This is a genomic window from Cohnella thailandensis (assembly GCF_014212135.1).
Lineage (GTDB): Bacteria > Bacillota > Bacilli > Paenibacillales > Paenibacillaceae > Cohnella > Cohnella thailandensis.
The window spans coordinates 133,950-153,779 of record NZ_JACJVQ010000020.1 but is presented as its reverse complement, the minus strand read 5'-3'; the positions used below and the strand labels follow the sequence as shown (position 1 = coordinate 153,779).

Below are 19,830 nucleotides of genomic sequence, written 5' to 3'. Positions count from 1 at the left end.
TTATTCCAACGGATACAAAGGCAATTTTCATTTTGCGCAAGCGTCTCCTCCCCGTCTACAATCGCAGCGACTGAAGGCCGATTCTCTGCAAATGCTCCAATCGAGCCTGGATCGCTTCAATGAGCGGCATGCCATCCGACCCTTCTTCTCGGCCGACTGAACGGGATACATCGCGAAGGAACGACAGCATTTCCGGAACCGGCAGCTGCAGCGCTTCTACGATGGATAATCCATGGATTCGGATATGCCTGCTCTCAAGCCGGAGTCGGCTTCCGTTGCACTCCTTGCAAACGACCGGGCCCGAGAAGTAGCGTATCGCTCTCAGGTTCCCTTTGCTTGTCGTACCCGCCTCCCTCATGAATTTCAGATCGTTGACGCATCCGCGGTAGCAGCCTATCTTTTGCTTCCCATTATGAACGTACAGGATGGGTTCTTCCCCGTACCCGTATAGCAAAATATCGACGAATCGTCGATCCTGCTCGGCGAGAGGCTTCTCTTCGTCTATCCCGATCAACCCGGCTAGCTGCCTGATCATCTTAACAGGGCCGCAATCCGTCCCCGCCCACAGCAGCACGGCGCCTTTCCTAAGCGACAGCTCCGGCGCGATCATCCGTTCGGGGTCGATATCGCTTCCCGCGACTCCGCTATGGCAGAACGCGCAGTCGTCAGATGAGCAGTCGTTAGACGAATAGTTCTCCGGAGAAGGTTCCGTCATCCATGTCCAGTTTGGGTTCCAACGGCTCGCAAGGTTCGCGTAAAGCAATCTCCAAGAGTCCGACACGCCGACGATAGTCCCGACCAATGAGCTTTCTATCTTCGGATTAAACGCTTTCAACGAGATCTCCGGCATCGATGTCACCTGTCTCCTTCTCCGAATCATGGGCCTAACTTATGTTATATAGGTTCGCCCCGGCTCCTGAATTTTCCTCTAAAATACAAAAACGAGCCTCCTCGGATGCCCGTCTTCGCGAAGCGTATTCGTCTATTTTCCTTAATTCGTCTATCTTCCTTATCCGATTCGCTGCTTGAGCTTCTCGTACAACAATTCCGGCGTCTTCGCCCGAACGAGCTCCGTCTTGCCGATAAGCGCCATGCACACCTTGGAGCACGCCCCGCAGCTGCCGATGCAATCCTTCTTCTTATGCTTCATGTCGGGGAACTCGCTCTTCAGCGCCTTATAGACGACTTTGGAGCCAAGCTTGAAGTTTCTGCAGCAATACTTGATTTTGGGCATGCCCGATCCGCTCCCCGAACTGATTTTCTCGATGCTCACCTCCAGATGATAATCGTTCTCAGCATTGCTGTCAATGAAAATTGTTCTCAACTTGTTCGCGATTCTTTGTTTTTGAGCTCGAGGTTTTTTTCTGGTAATCTAGTACATACACTGGCTTCGACGACATGCACACCGCAATTTAGCCCATGCGGAGAGAGGAGCCTCACGTTGAACGATCCGGTCTTCATCGCTTTGCTTATCATCCTGGTGATCGCCCTGCTCGTTGCCCTGTACGCCGTCGCCGTCGAGCCCCGGAGGCTCAAGGTCACGCGGCTCGAGATCCAGTCGCCTCGCATTCCGCCCGGCTTCGACGGCAAGACGATCCTGCAATTCAGCGACGTTCACGTCGGCCACTTTTTCTCCTTGAAGCGATTGAAACGCTTGGCTTCCGCCATCAACGAGCTGAAGCCGGATATCGTCGTCTTTACGGGCGACCTGTTCGACGCCAGAACCCTGAAGACGGAGAGCGATCCCGCCGCCTCCCCGATTCTGGGGGAGATCCGCGCCCCGCTCGGCAAGTTCTGCGTCTACGGCAATCATGACTTCGGCTATTCCCGGACCAAGCGTTGTTCCGGTCCTCTATTGACGAACGGCGGCTTCGATATGCTGATCAACGAGACGAGACGGATCGCCCTTCCGAACGGAGAATCGATTACGATCTCCGGTTTGGACGACTACGTAAGGGGCCGACCGGACGCGAAAGGCACGCTCTCCAAGCTCGAGGAGGATTCGTTTAATCTGCTGCTGCTGCACGAAGGAGATCCCTCGGACGGACTCGCGAAGTATCCCGTCGACCTTCAGTTGTCCGGCCATAGCCACAACGGGCAGATCAGCCTTCCGATCGTCGGCGCGATCCACCGGACGGCCCTCGGCAAAGTGTACGTCGGCGGAATCTATTCGATCCGGGCTGCCCTACGAGGCGACAGGCCTTATCATTTGTACGTGAACCGGGGAGTCGGAACGACCACGCTGCCGATCCGTTTCGGAAGCGTTCCGGAGATCAGCCTGTTCACCCTTCGCAGAGGGAACGCCTCCAGGCTCCTGAACGTAAAATAAAGGCTGCCCTTCGAGTCCGGTACGGACTTGGCGAAGGGCAGCCTTTCTTCTCGGTTTGCCGTTACGAGCGAAACAGAATGCGATTGCGGCTCTTGGCGGCGCTTCTGGATCCGGCCTCTTGGCGGCTCTTGCGGGAGCGCACCGCGGCCAAGCTCGCCGAAAGCTCCTTGAACCATTCCTCGTCCTTGGTCATGAGGGCCATATCGATATAATTGAGCAGTCCGCTCTCGTCGTTGCCGGAATAGCCGGGGAGCTTGCGCACCGATTGGTTTCTCAAGGAGATAACCCCGCCGATCGCGGCTTCCCGATCCGAATCCGTCACGAAGATATCGACTGTGCCTTGGCTGGCATGAACCGCATCGATAAAGCCGCGGACCAGCTCGCCCTCGCTGGAATGTCCCGACACCCAATCTCCTACTTCATAATTCATGATCGTCCACCGCCTTTTCTCATTTTTTCGAAAATTTCGATTTTGTATCGAAGAAAGCAACTCCATTCGGTTGCCGTACTGTAATAATAATTGTTACAGTAACGAAAGTCAATAGGCGCGACAAAGAAAGAGAGGCCGACCCCGACTGTCCGAAGACGCTGGATCGGCCACTGCCTTCATGCAATGAAATTAACCTCGTTCCTGAAGCTTGCGGGAGAACAAAGCCAACGCGCTTTGAATATGCTTGTCCCAGAACTCCCACGTATGCTCTCCCGGTTCTTCCTCGTAGCGGTACTTCGGATACCCGGATTGCCTAATCGCATCGCGGAACCGCACGTTGCCCTCGTACAGGAAATCCTCCGTTCCGCACACTTGATACAATTCTGGCAGCTCCGCATCCATCGGAAGCCTGCGCAGTAGCTCGAACAGATCGTCCGGGGAGCCCTCGACGGCCCGGTCTCCGAAGATCAGGTCGAACGAGCGTTTGATGGAATCGTATGCCGGCTTCGCCCTCTCGCTCGCGAGATCGAGCACTCCCGACAGGCTGGCCGCGGCGGCGAACCGTTCCGGGTAAGCGAGCGCCCACTTGAACGCCCCGTATCCCCCCATCGACAGGCCGGCGACGAAATTCAGCTTCGGATCGTCCGATAACGGGAAGAACGAGCGGGCGAGCCGCGGCAGCTCCTCCGTCAGGAAGGTCCAATACGCGTCTCCGTTCTCCATGTTCGTATAGAAGCTCTTATGTAAGTTCGGCATGACGACGGCGATCCCCAGCGAAGAGACATACCTTTCAATGGACGTGCGCCGGGCCCAGATCGTATCGTCGTCCGAAAATCCGTGAAGCAGATAGAGAGTAGGATGCTTGGCGCTTCCCGCCGCCCCTTCCATTCCGATCTGACTGAACGTCCGCTGCGGAAGAATGACCGTCATGCTCGTGCTGATGCCGAGCGTCTCCGAATAATAATCGCATTTAATGAGAGCCATTTCGAATTCCTCCAGAATAAAGGGGATAATTGCATATCGCTGGTTTTATCGTAGATTCGACGGTGAACGATGTCAAGATGACGATCCTGCTACTTAGGCAACAAGGAAGAGTACGTCTTGCGAAGCTTGTGCAGCTTATCCAGCCTCTCCATGGCGCTTTGCCCTTTGAGTTTGGTGACCGCGACGGTCAACGCCTCGATGAGCGCGACGGGCGACGCCATGGAATGAAATCCTTCCAGCTCTCCCCTGTCCAATTGCAGCACCAAGTCGCTCTTCGCCAGCATGTCCGAGACGAGAAGATCGGTGACCAAGATGGTGGCATATCGGGAAAATGCGGCTTGCTCCAGCAGAACGGCCAGCTCCGGAGACTTTCTTACGAACCCGAACATGAGCACGACGTCGCCTTCTTCCGCATGAGCGAGCTGCTCGAGCAGCTCGCTTCCGCTCCCCGCCATCGTGACCACGCGAATCCCGATCCGCGTCAGCCGGAAGCTTAGAAGCTCCGTCAGAAACGAGGAGGCGCCCGAGCCGAAGAGATACAAGGCGCGGGCATCCCCAATGGCCCGGGCCGCGGCGGCGAATTGATTCCGGTCCAGCCGCTCGGCGGATACGTCCAGATTGTTCGCGGCGATCTCCGCGATCTCCCGGTAGATATCCGCTTCTTCCCGCTCGACCCGGCTAAGGATCCTCTCCATCTTATGAGCCGGGGTGGCGTGCTCTTGCTGCAGCAGATGCTTCTTGAACGCTTTTAGGTTGCCGTAACCGATCGCTCCCCAGAATCGCGACACGGTCGCCGTGCTCACCCCGGTCGCCGCGGCGATGTCTTCTTCCGTGCAATAGGGGATTTGCCCGAAGGCGCCCGCGATATAATTCGCGATCTTCTGCTGGCTTTTGGACAGCTTCGATAGATCGATCTCTTTCAGGTTGAATGTCACTTCTGTCCTCTCCTTCGGGCGAGCCCCGGTTTATTTTCCTCCTTCAGTATAACTCGGAAATGATTAATTTTGTAAGTTTTATTTCATAATTTAATATTTGAAAAATATTTTACACTTTACGCGCATTCCGATGATAAAGCGCTAATATTCGCTCCCTATAGTTGGGGTAACCCAAATCCCAGAGGAGTTGAAAACATGGTTTCCGCGCCGATGCGCCGTTACGAGCTCACGCAATCCCAGAAGCTGATGGTTTTTATTCTGGCCATGTCTCTGTACGGAATCTCCAACATGTTCTCCGAGCTAGTCCCCGAGCTGAAGCTCGGGCCGATCGAATTGAAGGTCGAGTATTTCGCCTTCATCCCTCTCACGCTCTGCATCCTGTTCCATCCTTTGTATGCCGCCGTCGGCGCTTCCTTCGGGGAAGTCATCTTCGGCGAGCTGCTGCTCGGGCAGTTCGGCGGTCTCGGCGAATTGGAGAAGTTCATCGAATTCACGCTGGCCATGTACATAGCCGGCATGCTCGTCACAAATCCGCGAAACCGCAAGCAGCTTGCCGTCGCCTCCTTCGTTGCGGTCGGGATCGACCAGATGCTCAGCGCTATCGTGGATATCGCCAAGGTATGGGCGGGAGTCGAAGACCTGGAGGCCGTGCCCGGCATTCCGGAGAGCATCGTGCTTATCGAAGGATTAAGCTTCCTGAACGCCATGGCGATCACGGGCATCCTTTTCTCCTTGCTGCCTACGCTGTTCCTGGTGCCTCGTTTGTATGGCAAAATCGAGCCTCTTCTCGGCATGAAGCCGCGAGACAGCCGAGTTCCGCTATCGCTCGGCCAGATGGTGACTCCCCGCTTGCTTCTCGTGTCCATCCTGTTCGTGTTCGTAGGCGGAGCGGCCGAATTCCTCTCGGAAGCCGACATCAACTTCGCCGTGTGGGAGCCCGAGTTCCTGGAGCAATACGGCTCCGGCTTCATGTGGGTTAGCGTCGGAGCGGCCGCTTTGGTTCTGGCGGCAACGCTGTATACGATGTTCCGCGCCAAAGGCGCCGCCAAGCCGAAGGAGAGCAAGCTGTGAGCACCGCAAGCGCAGCGAGAATTCCGCAGACGACCGAGCCCCTCGTCGCCTTGTCGAACGTCGGCTTCCGTTACCCCGGCGCATCCTCCGATGCGCTGCAAGGCATCGACCTGACGATCGAACGAGGCGCATTCGTCGCCGTCGCCGGCACGAACGGCAGCGGCAAATCCACCCTATGCAAAACGCTGAACGGCCTGATCCCCAATTATTACGTCGGGGATCTGACGGGCGACATCCGCGTGGCCGGGCTGACGGCCGCCGAGGAAACGGTCTCTTCTCTATCGAAGAAAGTGGCTTACGTGTTCCAGGACTTCGAGAACCAACTGGTCCGGCCGACCGTCTACGAAGAGGTTATCTTCGCGCCGCTTAACTTCGGTTACCCCGATTATAAAGAGCGCGGAGAGCGAGCCCTCGCCTTGCTAGGGCTTAGCCACCTGCGCGATCGCTGGATCTGGCAGCTGAGCGGCGGGCAGAAGCACATGACCGCGCTCGCCGCGGCGCTGTCGCTGGACCCCGACCTTATCATCGTCGACGAGCCCGTCGCCCAGCTCGATCCGCAGCGGGCGAGGCTCGTTTATGACAAGCTCAAGCTTCTTCGCGAGCAGCATGGCAAGACGATCCTTGTCATCGAGCACCATACCGAGTTTATCGCCGATTATTGCGACCGGGTCATCCTGATGGACAAGGGCGCCATTCGCTGGATCAAGCCGGTACGGGAAGCGTTATCCCGCGTGGAGGAATTGGCCGAGCTGCACATCCTGCCGCCGCAAGTCACGCTCGCGGCCAAGCGAACGCTGGAGGAGGAGCGGCAAGAAGGCGAATCGGCCCTGCCGTACCCGGTCACGCTGGGCGAAGCGGCCGAATTCTATCGGCAGCGGGACGTCGGCTCGAGGTTGAACGCCGTCGACGGCGGTTCGGGAGCTCAAGCCATTCTCCGCGGGACGGCAAAATCGGGCGCTCAAGAACCGGTCGTTCGCTTCGATAATGTCACCGCCGGATACAAGACGATCGACCGAACCCCGCATCGCGTCCTTAAGAACGTCAGCCTGGAGCTGCGCGAAGGCGACCGGATCGCGCTCGTGGGCAGCAACGGCGCCGGCAAATCCACCTTGTTGAAGTTGATCTCCGGCATTCGGCGGCCGAGCGAAGGCAGCGTGACCGTCTGCGGCTTCCGCACGAAAGACGTCTCGCCGGAACGGCTGGCCGATTATGTCTCCTACATCTATCAGCAGCCCGAGGAGATGTTTATCGAAGACAACATCCGCAAGGACATCTCTTATTTCCTTAAGGCCCGGAAGCATCCCGGGTACGCCGAGCTGGTCGACGGCCTCATGGAGCGGCTTCGCCTGGCCGGCTTGGCCGACCGCGACGGCCGCTTGCTCAGCGGCGGCCAGCAGAGGCGGGCGACGCTAGCGATCGGGCTCGCGATGCGTCCGACCGTCATGCTCCTGGACGAGCCGACGGCCAGCCTCGACGCGTTAAGCCGCCGAGAGGTCGCCGCGATGCTCTCCGGCGAGCTCGGCAGCGTCAAGACGGCCGTTATCGCGACGCACGACATGCAGCTGGTCGCGGAGTGGGCGAACCGCGTCATCGTGATGCATAACGGGGAAGTCGCTCTCGATACGGATAAACGGACTCTTTTCTCCAATAGCGAGCTTTTGCGCCAAGCCGGGTTGACCCCGCCTCAAATTACGCAGCTCGGAGACGCGCTGAACCTGTATCCGCCCTGCTTGTCCGTCGACGAATTCGTTCGCCGCGTCCAAAGCGCGCTTAAGGAGGAGGTGCCCGCTTGGAAGCCATCAAACAAAGCCTCATCGACAAGCTAAGCGTCGAGCAGATCAAGGTCGAGCTCATGCGGACGGCCTTCGGCCGAAGGTCCACTCTGCTCTCGCGGTTCGACCCTCGGGTGCTGCTCGGCTGGTACACGGTACTGGCTATTCTGCCGTGGTTTCTCTCGAACAAGTTCGTTCTGCTCGGCCTTCTCGTACCCGTCCTGGTTCTGACGTTCTCCTCCAAGGTGAGCCCGCTGGTCCTGTTCATTCTCGGGCTCGGGCTCGTCAGCGAGATCAGCTATATCCTGATCGGGTCTCTGCTGTTCGGGGGCAGCCTGGATGCCGTCTGGCCGCTCATGACGCTTACCCTTAAGCTTCTGATCATCTCGCTCGCCAGCATAGCCGTCTTCAACAGCATGGACCCGGAGCGGTTCAGCGACGCGCTGCTCAGCCTGGGCGTTCCCGGCCAGTTCAGCTTCGGCGTGTCGTACGGCTACCGGATGCTTCCGATTCTGATCGAGGAATATCACAACCTGTTCTACTCGTTCCGCTTGCGGGGCAAGGCTCCGGGCAACCGAGGCCTGCTCGGCTGGCGCTCTCTCGTCTATCTCGTCCGAACGGCCGTCTGCACCTTCTACCCGCTCATGCTCAATACCGCCAAGCGGACGCGCACCACGGTCGAAGCGCTCGAGGTCAAAGGCTTCACCTACGCGCTGGCCAGCCCGGAAGCCCGCAAGCTCAAGCTCGCTTATTTGCGCGTCGGCGCTGCCGATATCGCTTTTCTCGGAATCAGCCTGCTCTACCTCATCGCCCTCTGCGTCGGCGGGCATTGGGTTTCATTCTAACGACAAGATTGGAGTACCTCTACGATGATGAATATCGATCTGCATACGCACGGCAAGCTCTCCAAAAAAACGGATTTTTCGCTCGGCTACTTCTTATCCATGGTCAGAGAAGCTTCGGAGAACGGCCTGGACGCGATCGCGCTCACCGAGCATTTCAACACCCGCCGGTTCTCGGATCTTCTGGATCGGCTGGATCAAACCTTCGAGTATATAGGCGACTATTATTCGGTAGAAGGGCTGAAGGTGTTTACCGGAATGGAAGTCGACGTCATGGAGACGGGCCACATCCTTCTCATCGGCAATCGCGCGATCATTAGGGAGCTGAACGACGAGCTGGAGCCTTATAAGGAAAAAGGGAGCTTTATCCCCTTCGGGCGGCTGCTGGACCGGACGGACGCGCTGCCCCTTCTCCGGATCGGGGCCCATCCGCTTCGGAGGAGCACGCCGCTCGCCCACCACCCGGCCGAACTGCTGAAGCGGCTCGACGGATTCGATCTGAACGCCAAGGATCTCTACGAGGAAGGAAGCGGCATGGCGGAGAAAGTGAATGCGTTCGCGCGGGAGATCGGGCTTCCCGTCTTCGCCGGAAGCGATTCGCATCAGCCCCTTCAATTCGGAAGCGTATGGAACCGTTTAGCCGAGAGCTGCGAGACGGCGGAGGAGCTTCGGAGCCGGCTGCTGCCGGGGACGCACGAGGTGGAGATCTCCCCCTGCCTGCCGGTCAAGGTCAAAGGCGCCCAAATGATGAAGGAGCTGCTTAAGCAATCCATGGCGGCAGGATAAGGACTGGAAAAGACAAAGGCAACCTTGCCCGGTACGGGAGGGTTGCCTTGGAGTTGCTTAACGCATTAACGCCGCTATTAGGCTAAAACATGCAAATAGTAGTGATAGAACTCCTCGTCTTTCTTGTAGCCGTTGTTGACGTAAAGTCTCTGCGCTCTCTCGTTATCGGGAGCGGTGGCCAGCTCGAGTCCTTTGGACTTGGTCCGCACGGCGTATTCTTCGGCTGCTTGGAGCAGCGATTGCGCCGCTCCGCGCTTGCGGCGCTTCTCGGTAACGAACAGATCGTTCAGGATCCAGATCCGCTTCATCGAGACCGACGAGAAGGAAGGATACAGCTGCGTAAACCCGATGGCTTGACCTCCCTCTTCGTCCCTAGCGATAAAAATAACCGACTCCCCATGCTCGAACCGATCGAACAAGAACTTCTTCGCACCGTCCGGATCGGACTCCTGCCCGTAAAAAATCCTGTACTCGTTAAAGAGCGCGGCGACGTCTTCCAGCTCGGCGATCGTGGCTTGATTGACGATTGCGGATGTCATGTCTATCATTCCTTTAGGTTAGGGATGGAAATCTCTCCTGTCTCTTCTAGATTATCAAAGCCCTTGGGGCGGGTACATTCACTATGCTCCTACTTTTTGCACTAAACCGACAGTCCGTCTGCTCCCCTAATGAAAAAAGAGAGGCCGCAGCCTCCCTTTCCGATCTTCCTCAACCTCTACGCAAAAACTCCACTTGCTTCCCGAAATGATCCCCGCTCGTAAAATGCCCGTTAAACGGGTAAACGATGAGCTCCTTGGGAGCTTCGATCCGGTTGTAGACCGAGAAGATCGTCTCCGGCATGCAGACCGTGTCCTTCAGGCTGACCGAGACCAGAACCGGCGCCTTCAGCCTGTCGTACAGGTTAAGCATATCGAAGTAGCTCAGCGTACGAAGCACCGTGTCCAGATGCTCGGGAAACCGGGAGACGAAGTCCGCGGCTTCGACGAGCGAGCTGGTCGACAGGGCGATTCCGTAATCCATGTGGCACATATTCGGGACGTCCGCCACCGTCTTGTACGGAATGTCGCTCAGCGCCGAGACGATAAGGGCGAGCCCTCCCCCTTGGCTTGCCCCCGCAACGGCGATCCGGGACGCGTCCACTTCCGGCTGGCGGGACGCCCATTCGACCGCTTTAAGCGCATCGACGGCGATGGCGCGGTAATAGTGCCGCTCCGGATCGAGAAGGCCTTGGGTGATCCAGCCTCGGGTCATTCCGTAGGTTTGCGGAAGCAGATTGCCCGTCTCCCCGCCTTGGCCGCGAACGTCGATCGCGAATACCGCGTAGCCGGCCAACAGCCAATTCGCATGATGTTCCGGCAACCCCTTGCTTCCCGTATAGCCATGATAGAGAACGACGCAGGGCAGCGGCCCTTCTACCGCGAACGCGGGGGTCAGGAACCAGCCATGGATCGGAGTTTGGTCGAAGCCCTCGTAGGTGACTCTCTGATAATTTATGTAGGACGATAGGCCTTGGACGGATTCTCTCGTGTCCTTAAGCTCGCGCTTGGACGCCTCGCGGAGCGTCCGGTCCCAGAATTCCTCCAGATCGGCCGGAGCCGTCCGGTCGGGAAGGTATTGCTTCAAATCCGATATTCTTTTCTCCACGTAATTCATTGCCGCTTCTTCCTCTCTCACAGTCTCGTTGTACGATTTCGCTCCTTCTATCTTACTTGATTTCGGAAATTTCGGAAGACGAAATGCGGTTTCGACAAACTTTATGGCGCCGAACGAGCAAATAGCGACTTGGGAACTAGAGCCATTCCTCATCATTTGACAGACTTCTTGTGATACATTACGTATCATTTAGAAAAATCGTCTTCCCGAGGTCCGAAAGGAGATCCGATCGATTCATGCTTAGCTCCCCGACCAATACGCCGCCGCTTAAAGTATCCTATACGGACCCTACCGCTTCCATGCAAATCTCCGCCAGGCTAATCCGTTATTTCCATCAGCTCCGCGACGGAAGGAGACTGGCGATCGTCTGTCTCGGTACCGACCGTTCCACGGGCGATTCACTCGGTCCGCTTGCCGGAACCGCGCTCAGCAAGTTCTCCTCCCGCCACTTCGATCTGTACGGCACGCTGGCGGAACCGGTTCACGCCCGCAATCTGGACGAGACGCTCTCGCGGCTGCACCGCGAAATCGAGCGGCCGTACATCGTCGGAATCGACGCTTGCCTGGGCAAGTCCGCCAGCGTCGGCTGCATTCTGCTCGGAGAGGGTCCCATCCATCCCGGCGCCGGGGTGAATAAGCAGCTTACGCCCGTGGGCGACGTCCATCTGTCGGCCGTGGTCAACGTCGGCGGGTTCATGGAATACCACGTTCTCCAGAGCACCCGGCTGCATGTCGTCGTCAGCATGGCGGAGCTTATCGCCGCAAGCCTGATGGATGCCGTGCATGGCTCGCTCGCGAGGTGAGCCGGTGAAAGCGTTCAGCCTGCTCCTCTTCTCGCTGTGGCTAACGTTGCATAGTTCGGCTGCATCCTCTGTCTTGGCGAATCCCGGGGGAGCCGGCATATCGAGCCTTGCGGCCGCCGACGTCTCCGAGGAGCCCGAGCCCGAATCCCCGATTACGATTAACTTAGTCGGGGATATTCTGCTCGACGATCCGATCGACACGTACATTCGCAAGTACGGCATCGATTTTCCTTTTAAGCGTACGGCGGACATCCTTGCCGATGCGGACATTACGTTCGGCAACCTGGAGACGTCCGTCTCCGAGCGGGGCAAGCCGGCGGATAAGCAGTTCACGTTTCGTTCGCGCCCCGAGACGCTTCAATCGCTCGTGAACGCCGGCTTCGACGGGGTCAGCCTGGCCAATAACCACTCCCTCGATTACGGATTCCAGGCACTGGAGGATACGATCGCGAATCTGCGCCGTTACAAGCTTGGCCATACGGGGGCCGGCCGGAATAACGACGAAGCGTTCGCCCCGTATGTTAAGGAAGTCCGAGGCAAGAAAGTGGCCATTATCGGCATCAGCCGGGTGCTGCCGGAAGGAAGCTGGTATTCGGGGAAAAACAAGCCGGGGATCGCTCACGGATACTCCATGGAGCCGATGATGTCGTACATCAAGCAAGCCGTGGCGCAGTCGGATTACGCCATCGTCTTCATTCATTGGAACAAGGAACGGGAGGACTATCCGGAAGACTACGCGAGGCAATATGCCAAAGCGTTCATCGATGCCGGCGCGGACGCCGTCGTCGGCGCCCACAGCCACGTCCTGCAGGGAATCGAATGGTACCGGGGCAAGCCGGTGTTTTATTCGCTGGGCAACTTCGTTTTTACGTCGAGAACGGAGAAGAGCAGCGATTCGATGATCTTGACCTTGAGCTTATCGGAATCCGCCGTTGAAGCCAAGGTTATCCCCGCCAAGATCATCTCGACGCAGCCTAGACTGATGGACGACAAGTACAATCAAGCCGCTTACGCCAAGCTGAACAAGATTTCTTACAATGCCAAAGTGCTGGAGGACGGAACCGTCGCGGAGAAATGATCGGGGAACGAGAGTACGGGAAAAGGGCCGAGAAACGCGTCGTTCGACGCGTCCTCGGCCCTTCGGGCGTAACGGGTTTTCGTTAGTTGAGAGGCTGCACGGTAGCGCCGGAGCCCTCGTCGGAAGGAGCCGCGCCGTTCTCATTTAGAACGACCAGATAGAACACCGGGCTCTGAGGAGGCAGGCTTCTCGTCGTGATCGGTCCGTAGTAAGCGCGAACCTTCGCGCCTTCCTTCAAATCCTTCCATTCGACCGGCTGCCCTTCTTCGTTCATGAGGAACGTTTCCTTGCCGGTATTCAGCACCAGATCGATCGTCTTCGTTCCGTTCTCCGTCTTGCCGAGGCTCACCCGGTAGCCCTCGTCCGACTTCTCGATCGATTGGATCGTATCGTCCGTCACAAGACGGGAGAGACCGACGGTAATCGAAGCGGCGTGCGATTGCCCCGGGTAGCTCATCGCCACGACCGGACCGTAGTCCGCGTTGATCTCGGTGCCTTCCTTGAGGTCCGCGGCGGCAACCGTTTTGCCTTCCGAATCTTGAATGACGGTTTCTTTATCGGCATACAGAATAATCCAGTTCGCGTTCCCTCGGCCCAACACTTCCAAGCGGTATTGGCCGTCCTCCGTCTCCTTCACGGACTTGACGATGCCGGAGATGTGCGCGTACTGGCTCTCTTCCTCCGATTTGGTACCGTTAGACAGAGAACCGGAGGATGGCACTTTGTTCAGCTCGATCGTTTTGTTGCCGGCGTTGTAGGTTACCTCGTAGCCCAGAGCGGCAGCTTCGTCGCGAACCGGGAGGTAAGCTTGTCCGTTAATATAGACCGGCTGCATGCCGGTTGCTTGTCCGTCCACGGAAATCTTGATATCGGAGCGTATGAGACCGGATACCTTCCCGAAAACTCCCGTTGCCTGCGCTGCGGCAGTCGTTCCTAGCAAACCTACCAACGTCGCAACGACAACCCATTTCTTCTTGTTCATCTTCCGCAACTCCTCTCGTAACTCTAATCTTGGTGCAGCATCCCTATAAACGCACCTCGATTTCATAAGGTTGCAGGTATCGCATCATTTTTCCTCCCGCCTTGTCCTTCCGGAACGAACTAAACGAACGTACAAGCGCCAATAGGGAACAGGAATACAATGAAGGAGCAGGCTAGAGGGAGGTGAACGGAATGGTTCAACCTAACCGCGGCAGAGCGGACGTTCGCGAGCAAACAGCCCGTTATGCCGGCCAACCGGTCATCGTCACTCTGACGGACGGCCGGCAATACGTCGGCAAGGTAGCAAGGATCTCGAACGGACAGCTTTACCTGACGGGAATCCAAGTTCACGGCAAGACGAAGAACGGTCGCCGTCCCTCCGCCAGCAAATCCAAGTCTCCCTCCAGGCGCCGAGTACGCACCTCCGCTTTCCTGTCCCCCGAGCTCCAGAACGGAGCGGAAGAAGCGGCGGCCGCGCCTCTGGCGGAACAAGCCGCCGGCGTGGCAGGCGGTTTCGGAGGCGGTTTCGGAGGCGGTTTCGGAGGAGGATTCGGGCTGGCGGGCTTAAAGGAATGGATGGGCTTCATGGAGAAAGCGATGCCTATGATCAAGATGGGGATGGGTGTCGTAAAGTCGATTATTCCTTTATTGAACGCTCTGAAAGTGTAAGCCCCCCCATCGTCGTTCGGTCCGAACGCAGAAGAGAAGCAAGCCGAGCCATCTTTCTCTTCTGCGGACCGGCGACTCCCTAGATTTCCCCCGATAGGAGAACGATTCTCCACGGCTCGGCGGGCGACAGGCGGGCGAACTCGAATCGCAGCGGCTTCCGTTTCTTCCCTCCGCCCGATAGCTCGATCTGGATCGCCATCTCCTCTTGGAAGGTCAGAAATTCCTCCCCGGCACTCAACCTCTCGGGCGTCTTGATCCGGGCGGATTGCACTTGAGGCAATCGGTCCAACACCCTATTCGACTGCTTGCGCCCCGTTCTCTCCAGGAAAAGGCGAACCCATTCCCGATCCCGCTGGTTGATCGCTTCGGCCAAGCTCTCCGCTTGCTCGGGAGGAGACAAGCGCTGCAATAAGGCGCGCGGCCGGCCTGACGCCTTATATACCATCAGGCGGTGAGCGGGATCCGGCACCTCGGATTTATGAGTCGAGCTGTCCAGGAAGTGAATGCAGAAGTGGCCCTTGAAGTCGTTGTCGGGGATTCCGTCCCCGCCGTGCGGCATTCCGTTCATGGATGCGGCCAGCTGCCGGCCTTCCGCGCGGACCAACACCGCCTTGCGGCGCCAGCTCCATCGATCCTCGTAAATCCGTTTCATGATTCTCGTGTCCTCCTTGGACACCGGCTGAACGTCGGCGTGGTCCCTCCCGGCTCTTCTCTGGACCCGGAAGGACAAGCCGGTCTCGAGGTCGACGACGGTGAACACCTTCAGCCTCGGTACCAGCCGGCTTGCCTCTTGCCAGCCGATCAGCTCCCCGTAATAGGCGTGACTCAAACGGGAGGCTTCCTTAAGGAGCCGTGCGGAGGAAGAAGCCGGGACGGAGATGACGGTCCCCTCCTCCTCGCTATACAAATTACCGGATAACCCCATTCGGTAGGTTCGCCGTCGGCCTTTCTCCGTCCACTCGACATATATGTCGCTTAACTCCGGTGCCTCGTCGGATTCGAGAGGAGTTTCCGCCCGGAGCGCCTCCGCAAGCGACGGATCGTTCCACTTCTCCTTCAAGAGATAGGTCGCGGTCGGACTCGAGCGAATGGAGATTTGAACGGCCGTATCGCTCGAATCCGCGGACGCGGGCTGCAACGACAAATCGAGCAACAGCGTTACCCCCATAATCGCCGCCGCCAAACAACGGCCGTAAAATCGTTTTGCCATGAGACACTCGCCTCCATCGAAACTAAACCGTAATAATTCGCTCCTCGTTAGGGGAAGGTATGCACTTGAACGGGTATGAACGAGGTGAACCATGAACAATTGGCTTTGGGCTCTGAGCCTGACAAACTTATTGATGTGGAATCAACAGCCGCCGCCGGACAGCTCGTCCGATACCGTATCGATGCTGCATAACGGTAACCCTATTGCCCGGGTGGAACGCTCCGCCTATAAATTGCCCTCGTTCCCGCTCGTTAATCCGAATCGATTGGACGAGCTGTCGGACAAGATGGAACGGCAAATCCGAATTCCCGCACAGAACGCGATTATCGGGGAGGACGGCCATATCGTACCCGAGAAAGCGGGAGCCAAACTGGACCGAAGAAAATTCGAGGATCGTTTCCAGCAGTTTTATTACGGCGGAGGACAGGTTTCATTCGAGGTTCCGTTAAAGCCGATTTACGCGAAGGTGGACAGCGAGCTGCTCTCCGTCATTCGAGAGAAAGCCATCGGCCAATACGCGACTTATTTCAATGCGCATAACAAAAATAGAGCGAAAAATATCGCCCTAGCTGCCAAGTCGATCAACAATCGCGTCGTTTTTCCGGGAGAACGGTTCTCTTTTAACCAGACGGTGGGAAGGCGGGACAGCTCGAAAGGGTATGTACGCGCGCCTATCATCGTAAGAGGGGAACTGTCGGAGGGGATCGGCGGCGGCATCTGCCAGGTGTCTTCGACCCTGTTCAATGCGGCCGACCGGGCAGGGATGAAAATATTGGAGAGGTATTCGCACAGCCGGAACGTGCCTTACGTATTGCCCGGACGCGATGCGACCGTGAGCTGGGGAGGACCGGATTTCGCTTTCTCGAACCCGTACAACCAGCCGATTCTGATTCGGGCCTTCGCCGGTCCCGGCTCCCTCTACGTCTCCATCTACTCGTCCGAACAACTGGAGCATTCGCCTAGGCATGTTCCGCGGATGTCGCGGCGTATTCCGGAGGAGATCGCGGTCGGCAAGCCGGAGTAAATCGTTGCGTTAACGTTGCGCTTAGGAGGCTAATCTCATGACCACTATGCCTCCGAGCGCAAGCGCCATTCCGATCGCTTCCGCCCTTCGCATCTCTTCCTTGAGATAGAACTTGGCATAAGCAAGGACGATCGCCGCGTTCATCGCGCCGAGCGCGGAGACGATCCCCGTCGATCCTTCCTGAAAGGCGGGAATGAGGAACATCATACCGGCGATATTCGTAAGCCCCACCGTCATTCCCCAAACGACGGTCCGTTTCGTGGTCCATGCGGCGGCAGCCGGCAGGTTGGCAGATGCTTGCTTATGTGCTTCGGATGCGGGTTCTGTGGCGGATGGGGTTGTTAAGGCTGCGGTTATTGAGACTGCGGTTTCTGTTGGTGATGCGGTTTTGGTTGTGGCTGCGGTTTCTGTTGAGACTGCGGTTTCCGTTGCGGCTGCGGCGATCTCCCTTCTTGTTCGCGAACTGCTAAGCGAGCCTAACAGCCATTGCCCGGCAAAAAGCAGCGTCCCGGTGGCGTACATAAGAATCAAGGTCGGCAGCGTCTCGGCTCCGCTTATCGTGGATTGCTTGGACGTCAGGTCGGTGAATCCGAAGAAAAACAGCGTCAGCAAGCCCCAGATCAAGCCGTGCAGCTGTCCGATCCGGAGATCGCTGGAGTAACGAATCGCGATAAGTCCCGCCAGGACGATGGCGAAGCCCGCCAACTGGCCAAGCCCCAAAGTTTCCCCCCACAAAGCGAAGGCGCCAAGAGCGACCACCAATGGGGGCAAGCCGGTCAGAAGCGCGATCAGCGAAGCCTTGCCGACGGCATAGCCTTTGTACATGGACGCATTCGCGACAAAAGAAAAGCCGCCCATCAGCACTCCCCACCAGGCTCCGTCGGTCCATTTTTGTCCCATGGCCATGTTCATCAGCGTCGCTACGAGCATTCCGCTAAGATAAACGCCGAATAAGAGAGCGCTGCGGTTCACTCTCCTCTGGGACGTCCACTGATAGAGGATTCCTCTTATTCCGAAGCATATCGCGGCCGCCAGGCCGAAGACGAACCACATGGTTCCGTACCTCCAAAAGATGGTCACTTCCGCAAATCCGTATAACTCCTGCCAGATGGCCGCTTACGGCCTTCGTTACACGGAAAATCCGTATATCTCCCCGCCAGATGGCCGCATACGGGCTCCGTTATACGGAAAATCCGTGCATCTCCCTGCCAAATGCCTACTTTCGGGCTCCGTTGCACGGAAAATCCGTATATCTCCTGTCAGCTAACTCGCCAACCCGCCGCATGCCGGTTTTTCGGCCATCCCCTTAGCTCAAAAGCTCGTTTAGCCGTTCGAACGCCCGGTGAAGGAGATCCTTGGGCACCGTCTCGTACAAGTCGCCGATGCTGATCTCGAAAGAGCAAGAATGCTCCTCGATCGGTCTGACGTTGGCGGTCAAGCCGATTCCGGTTTCGCCGTAAACCGCGACGAGCGCGGTTTCCAACCGCTCCTTTGGCACCGACGCATGAACGTGGAACATGTTCGTGACCGGCACGGCCGGGCGCGTCGACAAGGCGCGGCAGCCGTTGTACAGCTCGGCGAGCTCCACGGCTCCGCGGTAGTATTGCTCCATCTTCGGGAGCCTCTTCTCGAAGTAGTGGTCGGAGCTCAGAATGTAAGGGTAGAGGGCGATCAGATCTCCTCCGTGCCTTCTTTTCCAAACCTTCGATCGCTCCGTCAGCGCTGCGTCCCCGGCCAGGATCGCTCCGGCGATGCCTCCGATTCCCTTGTAGAAGCTCACGTACACGCTGTCGAACAACGCGCAGACCTCGGCCGCCGTCTTCCCGTAATACGGAAGCGTCTCGAACAGGCGCGCCCCGTCCAGGTGCAGAGCGATTCCCCTCCCGCGGCAATACGCCGAGATGGCTTCCAGCTCCTCGAACGAGGGCAGCTGCCCGCCGATCTCCCGCTGCGGCAGCTCGAGCAGCAGACAGGCGATGTCCTCCCCTAGCCCCCGCACGTCCTCCAAAGCAATCAAACGATCCTTATCCGCAAGCAGAACGGGCTCGATCCGATGGAGCTCCTTTAACCCGTCTTCCTCGTGGATCTCCAAATGGCAGAGCGGATGGTAGGCCACCTTCATGAGGCCGCGACGGTCGCACCAGATCCGGAGCGCGATCTGCTGGGCCATCGTTCCGCTCGGGAAAAACACGGCTGCCGGCTTGCCGAGATAGTCGGCGAGCTTCGCCTGAAAGTTCTCGATAAGCGGACCGGTGCCGTAAAAATCGCTCGCCGTCTCTCCTTCGACGCGCTCCAGCGCTTCCTTCAGCATCCGAACGGTTCTCTTGCCATTGCCGGGAACTGGATAGTCGCACCTATTGTACGCTTCTGCCAGCGTCATTTTCTCGTTTGTCATATGCCATGCTTCCTTCCTTTATCCTAGACTCCCTATTATACATTGTTTAACCGGGTTCGGGAGAACGCCTGCCGATATTCCGTCGGGGTGACTCCGGACAGCCGCTTGAACCACTTGGCGAATTGCTTGTCGTCGTCGATGCCGATCCGGGCGGCGACCTCCTTCACGTGCAGGCGCGTGCCGGACAGCAGCTCCTTGGCCGCATCGAGCTTGATCTTGTGAATGTAGCTCAGCAAGCCGGAGCCGAACCTCCGTTTGAACATGCGGGATAAATAATCCTTGTTGTAGCCCATGTGGCCGGCCACCTTCTCCACGGAGATGTCCCGGTCCAGCGCATGCAGACGCGTCCATTCCAGGAGCTCGGCCAGCTCGGGGCTCATCGCGTCCAAGCCTTCGGAGTCCTGAAGCTGCTCGGCCAATTCGATAAGCAGACAGGTCAGAAAATAGTCCCCGGCCTGAGGAATGCGATAACCCCCGTTGGCCGCGTGAAGCAGCTGGCGGGCGAGAATGTGGACGCGGTTCGGGTTCGGACAGCTCGCATGGCGGGGAATCCGGCCGACCGACCATTCGGCGGAGGCAGCCGAGTCCGGCTCCGCGAAGTGGAACCAATAGAAGCTCACCCCGGGCGAAGACAGCTTATAGCCCCGTTGGTGCTCGCCGGGCATCAGGAACAGGATGTCGCCTTCCCGCACCTCGTACATAAGGCCGTCCGCTTCCAAAAAAACGATCCCCGAAACGCCGATGATCAGCTCGCAGTCCGTGAGCGTGCGTTCCATGTGCGACCAGCTCTCGTCGGACAGGAAATGTCCCCCCATATGCAGGCGATACGGCTCCTTCAGCAATAACGGCAGCATTCCGCTTAGCTTCT

21 protein-coding genes are annotated in these 19,830 nt (G+C 57.8%); 9 read left to right on the top strand and 12 right to left on the bottom strand.

Annotation, left to right across the window (positions count from 1 at the left end; all coding sequences use genetic code 11):
- Positions 1-55 precede the first annotated feature (55 nt).
- Together H7B67_RS24120 and H7B67_RS24115 are read right to left on the bottom strand one after the other, a co-directional pair.
- Positions 56-850: a hypothetical protein gene (locus H7B67_RS24120; RefSeq protein WP_245364071.1), complete on the bottom strand. Its 795-nt coding sequence runs from the start codon at positions 848-850 to the stop codon at positions 56-58.
- Between the two features lie 159 nt (positions 851-1,009).
- A complete protein-coding gene (locus H7B67_RS24115) occupies positions 1,010-1,234 on the bottom strand; it encodes a DUF1450 domain-containing protein (RefSeq protein WP_185122428.1) in 225 nt (74 codons plus the stop codon).
- 207 nt (positions 1,235-1,441) lie between these two features.
- On the opposite strand from H7B67_RS24115, the gene H7B67_RS24110 reads away from it, so the two are divergent.
- Positions 1,442-2,329, top strand: coding sequence for a metallophosphoesterase (locus H7B67_RS24110; protein ID WP_245364061.1), 888 nt, complete (start codon positions 1,442-1,444; stop codon positions 2,327-2,329).
- 61 nt (positions 2,330-2,390) lie between these two features.
- Here the strand turns inward: H7B67_RS24110 and H7B67_RS24105 are convergent, their stop codons facing one another.
- From H7B67_RS24105 to H7B67_RS24095, 3 genes are all read right to left on the bottom strand, one after another.
- Positions 2,391-2,759 carry an IDEAL domain-containing protein gene (locus H7B67_RS24105; protein WP_185122426.1) on the bottom strand — a complete coding sequence of 123 codons (369 nt, stop codon included), beginning with the start codon at positions 2,757-2,759 and terminating at the stop codon, positions 2,391-2,393.
- 189 nt (positions 2,760-2,948) lie between these two features.
- A complete protein-coding gene (locus tag H7B67_RS24100; RefSeq protein ID WP_185122425.1) occupies positions 2,949-3,743 on the bottom strand; it encodes an alpha/beta hydrolase in 795 nt (264 codons plus the stop codon).
- 89 nt (positions 3,744-3,832) lie between these two features.
- Entirely contained in the window at positions 3,833-4,678 is an 846-nt protein-coding gene (locus tag H7B67_RS24095) for an SIS domain-containing protein (protein ID WP_185122424.1), read from the bottom strand.
- A gap of 195 nt (positions 4,679-4,873) precedes the next feature.
- Between H7B67_RS24095 and H7B67_RS24090 the strand changes: the two genes are divergently transcribed.
- The 4 genes from H7B67_RS24090 to H7B67_RS24075 are packed head-to-tail and all read left to right on the top strand — an operon-like array spanning position 4,874 to position 9,149.
- On the top strand, positions 4,874-5,749 hold the full coding sequence (locus H7B67_RS24090; protein WP_185122423.1) for a DUF8171 family membrane protein: 876 nt from the start codon (positions 4,874-4,876) through the stop codon (positions 5,747-5,749).
- On the top strand, positions 5,746-7,575 hold the full coding sequence (locus tag H7B67_RS24085; protein ID WP_342592624.1) for an ABC transporter ATP-binding protein: 1,830 nt from the start codon (positions 5,746-5,748) through the stop codon (positions 7,573-7,575). Before H7B67_RS24090 ends, H7B67_RS24085 begins: the two co-directional genes overlap by 4 nt.
- Complete coding sequence (locus H7B67_RS24080) at positions 7,539-8,366, top strand: energy-coupling factor transporter transmembrane component T family protein (RefSeq protein WP_245364062.1); 828 nt, start codon at positions 7,539-7,541, stop codon at positions 8,364-8,366. The genes H7B67_RS24085 and H7B67_RS24080 overlap by 37 nt, the downstream gene beginning before the upstream one ends.
- A gap of 24 nt (positions 8,367-8,390) precedes the next feature.
- Complete coding sequence (locus H7B67_RS24075; protein ID WP_245364064.1) at positions 8,391-9,149, top strand: PHP-associated domain-containing protein; 759 nt, start codon at positions 8,391-8,393, stop codon at positions 9,147-9,149.
- Between the two features lie 77 nt (positions 9,150-9,226).
- On the opposite strand, the gene H7B67_RS24070 is transcribed toward H7B67_RS24075, so the two are convergent.
- Together H7B67_RS24070 and H7B67_RS24065 are read right to left on the bottom strand one after the other, a co-directional pair.
- On the bottom strand, positions 9,227-9,688 hold the full coding sequence (locus H7B67_RS24070; protein ID WP_185122422.1) for a GNAT family N-acetyltransferase: 462 nt from the start codon (positions 9,686-9,688) through the stop codon (positions 9,227-9,229).
- Positions 9,689-9,857: 169 nt separating this feature from the next.
- Positions 9,858-10,802 carry an acetylxylan esterase gene (locus H7B67_RS24065; RefSeq protein WP_185122421.1) on the bottom strand — a complete coding sequence of 315 codons (945 nt, stop codon included), beginning with the start codon at positions 10,800-10,802 and terminating at the stop codon, positions 9,858-9,860.
- Positions 10,803-11,038: 236 nt separating this feature from the next.
- On the opposite strand from H7B67_RS24065, the gene yyaC reads away from it, so the two are divergent.
- Positions 11,039-11,605 (top strand): spore protease YyaC, encoded by a 567-nt coding sequence (gene yyaC, locus H7B67_RS24060; protein WP_185122420.1) that lies wholly within the window; start codon positions 11,039-11,041, stop codon positions 11,603-11,605.
- A gap of 4 nt (positions 11,606-11,609) precedes the next feature.
- Positions 11,610-12,683, top strand: a complete 1,074-nt coding sequence (locus H7B67_RS24055) for a CapA family protein (protein WP_342592625.1) — start codon at positions 11,610-11,612, stop codon at positions 12,681-12,683.
- Positions 12,684-12,765: 82 nt separating this feature from the next.
- Here the strand turns inward: H7B67_RS24055 and H7B67_RS24050 are convergent, their stop codons facing one another.
- Positions 12,766-13,665, bottom strand: a complete 900-nt coding sequence (locus tag H7B67_RS24050) for a stalk domain-containing protein (RefSeq protein ID WP_185122418.1) — start codon at positions 13,663-13,665, stop codon at positions 12,766-12,768.
- Between the two features lie 191 nt (positions 13,666-13,856).
- On the opposite strand from H7B67_RS24050, the gene H7B67_RS24045 reads away from it, so the two are divergent.
- Positions 13,857-14,333: a hypothetical protein gene (locus tag H7B67_RS24045; RefSeq protein ID WP_185122417.1), complete on the top strand. Its 477-nt coding sequence runs from the start codon at positions 13,857-13,859 to the stop codon at positions 14,331-14,333.
- 79 nt (positions 14,334-14,412) lie between these two features.
- On the opposite strand, the gene H7B67_RS24040 is transcribed toward H7B67_RS24045, so the two are convergent.
- Complete coding sequence (locus tag H7B67_RS24040; RefSeq protein ID WP_185122416.1) at positions 14,413-15,543, bottom strand: hypothetical protein; 1,131 nt, start codon at positions 15,541-15,543, stop codon at positions 14,413-14,415.
- A 91-nt stretch (positions 15,544-15,634) separates the two neighbouring features.
- Here H7B67_RS24040 and H7B67_RS24035 point away from each other — a divergent pair, with 91 nt between their 5' ends.
- The gene (locus tag H7B67_RS24035) at positions 15,635-16,567 is read left to right on the top strand and encodes a VanW family protein (RefSeq protein ID WP_245364066.1); all 933 of its coding nucleotides are present in this window, start codon (positions 15,635-15,637) and stop codon (positions 16,565-16,567) included.
- 21 nt (positions 16,568-16,588) lie between these two features.
- Here H7B67_RS24035 and H7B67_RS24030 read toward each other — a convergent pair whose 3' ends face one another.
- The 3 genes from H7B67_RS24030 to H7B67_RS24020 all read right to left on the bottom strand — a co-directional run bounded on the left by H7B67_RS24030 (position 16,589) and on the right by H7B67_RS24020 (position 19,816).
- The gene (locus H7B67_RS24030; RefSeq protein WP_185122415.1) at positions 16,589-17,620 is read right to left on the bottom strand and encodes an EamA family transporter; all 1,032 of its coding nucleotides are present in this window, start codon (positions 17,618-17,620) and stop codon (positions 16,589-16,591) included.
- A gap of 253 nt (positions 17,621-17,873) precedes the next feature.
- Positions 17,874-18,962, bottom strand: a complete 1,089-nt coding sequence (locus H7B67_RS24025) for a threonine aldolase family protein (protein WP_185122414.1) — start codon at positions 18,960-18,962, stop codon at positions 17,874-17,876.
- Between the two features lie 35 nt (positions 18,963-18,997).
- Complete coding sequence (locus H7B67_RS24020; protein ID WP_185122413.1) at positions 18,998-19,816, bottom strand: helix-turn-helix transcriptional regulator; 819 nt, start codon at positions 19,814-19,816, stop codon at positions 18,998-19,000.
- Positions 19,817-19,830 lie beyond the last annotated feature (14 nt).